The sequence below is a fragment of the Marivirga sp. genome, assembly GCF_024636815.1.
Classification (GTDB): Bacteria; Bacteroidota; Bacteroidia; order Cytophagales; family Cyclobacteriaceae; genus Marivirga.
The window spans coordinates 1-5,663 of sequence record NZ_JAGXGF010000098.1; the positions used below are offsets into that span (position 1 = coordinate 1).

Here is a 5,663-nt window from a genome sequence, read left to right on the forward strand (position 1 = left end):
ACCATAATAGGTCATTTGCAATGATTGAAAAAATGATTCCCAATACTTAAAATCTGCTTTTTGATCCATAAATTAATTCAGCTTTTACTCTGCTGCAGAATCCAATAATTTCACTGCTGATAAGCCTAAGTGATCAACAAGAATTTTTTTGTACTCCGTAGTATTTTTATATCCTCCGTTTGCATTAAAAAACTCTTCAATAATAGGTTGCCAATCACTTGATTTTGGCATTACAAATGCAAACTCTTCAGAGCCCTCATCTCCTACTTTATGTCTTTTCAATGGCTTTCGTTCTTTTACAGCTGATAAGTAAAAAGCTAAATCTAAATAAGACAAAGACTTTTTATCTGATAAAATCTTATCTAAAACATCGGGACTTGAGTTCACATAGCTAATTTCTAATTCAGGATAATAATTAGACTTCAACTTATTAATTCTTTTTTCATTTAAAGTCCCTTTTGCCGTATAAGCAGTAAATCCTTTGAATTTCTGAGGCACTTCATTCATTGATTCTAAACTTGGTACATCACTGTGTGTAACCAAAATAGCAAAATTGGTAATAAAAGCAGGGCTGAATAAAATTTCACTTTTTCTAGCTTCTGTCACGGTTATATTTCCTAAACCAAATACTCCGTTTTTACCGTTTTTTACTCCATTGTACATGGCGCTAAAACTGCTACCATTTCCTAAAAAACGAGCATTCAGATTAATCCCGTGATTTTGTCTTACATATTGTAAGAAATCATTCATGATATCAACACACACTCCTGTTAATTTACCACTTTGATCTTTATACACAAATCCTGGAGTTTCCACATAAGTGAAAGTAACCGTTCCTCTTCCAGCTGCTTTCGCAGTTGCGAAGTTATCTCCTGTTAAATTTTGAGAAAATACGGCACTACTCATAAAAAGTAATAAGGCCGAAAATACAATTTTAAATTGTTTCATAATTATCAGTTTAGGGTGTTCATTCCACTTAAATCAATTAGTAAATAAAAACATTAGTCTTTAGGATTCAAATTTTCCTGAGGTAAAGAATAGTTAGGCGCTAACTTAATTGCATTATTAAAATATTTTTTTGCAGATTCCTCATCTCCTTTTCCTCTTGCTATCATTCCTTGTAAATTTAAAATGACCGCTTTGAATGGTACTTCAATTTCATTACCTGATGCATCTTGTGCATAAACTTGACTACCATTTACAATATTTTTTCCTAAAAGAAGCTCTGTATTGATCATTGCATCATCATACTGCTTTAATGCATATTGTTTTTGAATTATTTCATATAAGACATAACCATCGTCTGAAATAGTATAAAGCTTTTGATACATTTTTAATGATTGATCTAAAGCTCCTAATTGATCCAAACTTTTAGCACCAATTTGCAACATCATTTGATTGTTTGGATTTCGTTTTAAGGCATCTCTACTCACTAATGCTGCAGAGGCGTATTGATTAAATTCAAAATACATATAGGCTAAGGAATCTAAATATGAATGATTATTAGGCTCTAATACTATCAAATCTAGAATAGCACTTTTTGCTTCTTGAAAATCATTATATCTGATGGATTTATTATACTTTGTTTTTGCTCTTTCAACAGCTTCTTCATTTTGAGCTATTGAATCAAAATTGAAGGCTAAAAATGTCAGCGTAATTGTAAGCAATAATTGTTTAGTAAATTTCTGCATATTCATATTTAATTAAGTTGAGGGATTACCAATACTGTGCCAACTAATTGACATCTATATATTTATTGAGTTTTCAGATTAAGTTTTCGACCAATTCCAAGCATAAATTCATACGCTTCTTCTTTATTATTTTGAATTTTTCCGTCTAAAATAGCTTCCTTTATTTCACTTTTAATGATCCCAATCTCTTTGCATGGAGATAAATTAAAAGCTTTCATAATGTCTTCTCCACTTACCGGAGGCTGAAAATTCCTGACCTGGTCATTTTCCTCTACCTCTTTCATTTTTTGCTCTACCTTATCAAAATTAGCCCGGAATTGTTTCACCTTGGTCATATTTTTTGAAGTCACATCCGCACGGCAAAGAGTCATTAAATCTTCTATGTCATCGCCAGCTTCAAAAAGCAATCTACGAACCGCATTGTCCGTAATATTATCCCTAACCAAAGGTATGGGTCTTAAATGAAGTAAAACTAGTCTTTGCACATACTTCATTTTATCATTTAATGGTAGCTTAAGCCGTTTGAAAATTTTTGGAACCATGCGTGCTCCTTTATCTTCATGCCCATGAAAAGTCCAGCCTTGCTTAGGATTAAACCTTTTGGTAGCTGGCTTGGCTATGTCGTGTAATATGGCTGCCCACCTTAACCATAGATCACCTCCATATTCAGCCGTATTGTCTAATACTTGTAAAGTATGATAAAAATTATCCTTATGCTTAAAGCCATTCTTTTCCTCCACTCCCTGCAAATCCATCATTTCAGGGAAGAACTTATCTAATAACTGAGCATGATAAAGCAACTTAAACCCATAGGAAGGTTTTTCAGTCATGATGATTTTATTCAATTCATCGGCAATGCGTTCAGCAGAAATAATCTTTAATCGTTCTGCATTTTTAATGATACTATCAAAGGTATTTGGTGCAATGTCAAAGTTCAGTTGGGCTGCAAAACGTACAGCTCGCATCATTCTTAAGGGATCATCAGAAAAGGTAACATCAGGTTCCAATGGAGTTTTGATAAGCTTCTTCTTTAAATCTTTCACTCCATCAAAAGGATCGATTAATGCACCATAATTCTCTTCATTTAAACTTATAGCTAAGGCATTGATAGTAAAGTCCCTTCTGTTTTGGTCATCTTCAAGGGTACCTTCTTCTACTATCGGTTTTCGGCTATCTCTCTGATAGGATTCCTTTCTTGCTCCAACAAATTCCAGTTCCAAATCTTCATGATGAATACTGGCAGTTCCAAAGTTTTTAAATACTTGAAATTTCTTCTTAGGCCCAATATTGGCTGCTACTTCTTGAGCTAATTCTATCCCACTGCCCACGCATACAAAATCAATATCTTTTGAGGGTCGCTTTAAGATTAAATCACGTACATAGCCACCTACAACATAGGCTTCAACCCCAAGCGAATGGGCGCTTTTTTTAACTAACTCAAAAACAGGATGCTGTGCAAGAAGTGCAGAGAAATTCATTATTACTACTTAGGATGATATTTTTACCAAGTATTGAAAGCTCAATAGAGCAAAAAATGGCTATATATTAAGCGATTGTAAATTTAGTATAATTTGATGATAAGAGTATATTATTACTCAGTATTTTAAGCTTAAATTATACTTTTTTAGAAATTTGAATAAAAACATGTAAACATTGTTCTAAGCATCATCGCTACGGAGGTTGGAATTAACGTTTAAAGGTAAATAATTAATCAATTGGTTGTTTTGGCTCAATAAATTTTTATAGTTTCATCAATATTTAACCAAAACCTTATGAAACCCAAAGGAGGATATATTTACATACAAAGTAATTTTACACGCTCGACTCTATATAGGTGTAACCGCTAATTTATCAGAAAGGTCTTACCAACATAAGATTGGTGAAGGTTCAAACTTTACAACCAAATTCAAATGTACTGACTTAATTTACTATGAATTTTATGAATCCATTGAAGAAGCAATAATAAGAGAGAAACAATTAAAGAAATGGAAAAGGGAATGGAAAATTAATTTAATAAAAAAAAAGAATCCTGAACTAAAGGATTTATTTGATGAGGTGGCTGAGATGAAGTAATTGAAACCATGTTTCAATTTTACAAGATTCCCGCCTTCGCGGGAATGACGCACGGAACACAATTTTTCAAGTTTATTTACTTCGTCTACTTTAATTTAGATTAAAAACACTTCAATTAAAGCAATAAATAAGATTAGAATGTCATCCCTGAGAAGGCAGGGATCTTGCCCTATTGAAACTTCGTTTCAATAAAAAAAATAGCTTCACCAGTAATGGCAAAGCTATTTAATAAAGAAACCTGTCAGTTTTACATAACTGATAAGTGATAAATAAAATCATATTTCACATTTGTCAAGCTGAAACCTGACAGGTTTGAAAATCAAATTAATTCCGTCTATTTATTTCATCACGGATTTTAGCGGCTTTTTCATAATCCTCACTTTGAATCATCTTATCCAGCAACTCATTCAATTTATCCATCGGCATATTTTTCAATTTGTCGAAATCGGATTTTGATTGAGGACTTGATGGTCCTGGTGAAGATGATTTTTCTACCGGCTTTTTCAATTCAGAAATATCTTCATCTTCTTTCTCATCTGAAAGTACTATTCCCGCCTCTGACATAATTTTCTCATAGGTATAGATAGGAGCATCAAAGCGAATTCCGATTGCAATGGCATCAGAAGGTCTGCTATCTATTTCTATGATTTCTATGCCGTTATCACAAATAATTTTAGCAAAAAACACACCTTCTTTCAAATCCGAAATCACAATTTCTTTTACGGCATAATTAAAACTGTGAGCAAAGGATTTGAATAAATCGTGTGTCATGGGTCTGTTAGGAACAATCTTCTCTATTTCAATAGCGATAGCCTGTGCCTCAAACATACCAATGATGATCGGCAATCTTCTGCTACCGGGCGCTTCACCTAAAACTAAGGCAAACGAACCTGATTGAGACTGACTAGACGATAGACCTAATATTTCTAATTTGATTTTATCCACAAGTGAATTTTAGTTTTGTGCTGCTTTAAGCGCTTCAGTTAATTTAGGGACAACTTCAAAAGCATCCCCTACAATACCATAATCTGCTGCTGAGAAGAACGGTGCTTCTTCATCTTTGTTGATCACTAAGATATATTTAGAAGAATTCACTCCAGCTAAATGCTGAATAGCTCCAGAAATACCAATTGCAACATACAACTGAGGAGAAACTTTTACTCCTGTTTGTCCTACGTGCTCGTGGTGAGGTATCCATCCAATATCAGAAACTGGTTTTGAACAACCTGTAGCCGCTCCTAAAGTTTTAGCCAAATCTTCTATCATTCCCCAGTTTTCAGGACCTTTCATTCCTCTACCACCTGAAACTACAATTTCAGCTTCCGGTAATAAGATTTCGCCTTCTTGCTTATCCTGAGAAGTGATTTTTACTGCAAAGTCTGAATCATCTAAAGTTGGCTCAAAAGCTTCAACAGAAGCATCTCCACCATCTTCTTTCATCTCAACTGCATTTTTCTTTATTCCGATAATTTTTGTCTCTGTGGTCATTTCCACATTTGCATACGCTTTACCAGTATAAATACTTCTTTTTACGGTAAAACCACTTGATGTATCAGGTAAATCAGCTACGTTAGAAACAAAGCCAGCTTTTAATTTAGCTGCAATTCTTGCTGCCACTGGATCTCCCAAAGATGATTTAGCAAGCACTAATATTTTGGCTCCAACTTTTTCCATTGCCTGTGCAATTACTTTTGCATAAGGAAGGATCAAACCTTTTTCCAATTTCGCGTCTGCAGCATGCAAAACTTTTGAAGCTCCTGCTTTTCCAGCTGCTTTCAAAACTGCCTCGTCTACTGGACCTAGAGCGATTGCAGTTACATCCTCTCCCATTGCGGCAGCATAAGATACTGCCTCAAGAGATGATTTTTTAATTTCGCCTTCTGCGTGTTCTATAAATAC

6 protein-coding genes are annotated in these 5,663 nt (G+C 34.1%); 1 reads left to right on the plus strand and 5 read right to left on the minus strand.

The annotated features are described in order from the left end of the window. Positions 1–84: 84 nt before the first annotated feature. The 3 genes from Q0L29_RS07425 to Q0L29_RS07435 form a co-directional block, all read right to left on the minus strand. Positions 85–948, minus strand: a complete 864-nt coding sequence (locus Q0L29_RS07425) for an ABC transporter substrate-binding protein (RefSeq protein WP_296620419.1) — start codon at positions 946–948, stop codon at positions 85–87. A 53-nt stretch (positions 949–1,001) separates the two neighbouring features. After that, positions 1,002–1,691 (minus strand): hypothetical protein, encoded by a 690-nt coding sequence (locus tag Q0L29_RS07430; RefSeq protein WP_296620421.1) that lies wholly within the window; start codon positions 1,689–1,691, stop codon positions 1,002–1,004. 62 nt (positions 1,692–1,753) lie between these two features. Continuing rightward, complete coding sequence (locus tag Q0L29_RS07435) at positions 1,754–3,169, minus strand: HD domain-containing protein (protein ID WP_296620423.1); 1,416 nt, start codon at positions 3,167–3,169, stop codon at positions 1,754–1,756. A 397-nt stretch (positions 3,170–3,566) separates the two neighbouring features. On the opposite strand from Q0L29_RS07435, the gene Q0L29_RS07440 reads away from it, so the two are divergent. Further along, positions 3,567–3,764, plus strand: a complete 198-nt coding sequence (locus tag Q0L29_RS07440) for a GIY-YIG nuclease family protein (RefSeq protein ID WP_296620428.1) — start codon at positions 3,567–3,569, stop codon at positions 3,762–3,764. A gap of 324 nt (positions 3,765–4,088) precedes the next feature. On the opposite strand, the gene Q0L29_RS07445 is transcribed toward Q0L29_RS07440, so the two are convergent. Next, the gene (locus tag Q0L29_RS07445) at positions 4,089–4,709 is read right to left on the minus strand and encodes a bifunctional nuclease family protein (RefSeq protein ID WP_296620425.1); all 621 of its coding nucleotides are present in this window, start codon (positions 4,707–4,709) and stop codon (positions 4,089–4,091) included. Between the two features lie 9 nt (positions 4,710–4,718). Then, a partial coding sequence (locus tag Q0L29_RS07450; RefSeq protein ID WP_296620427.1) for an electron transfer flavoprotein subunit alpha/FixB family protein occupies positions 4,719–5,663 on the minus strand: 945 nt, incomplete at its 5' end.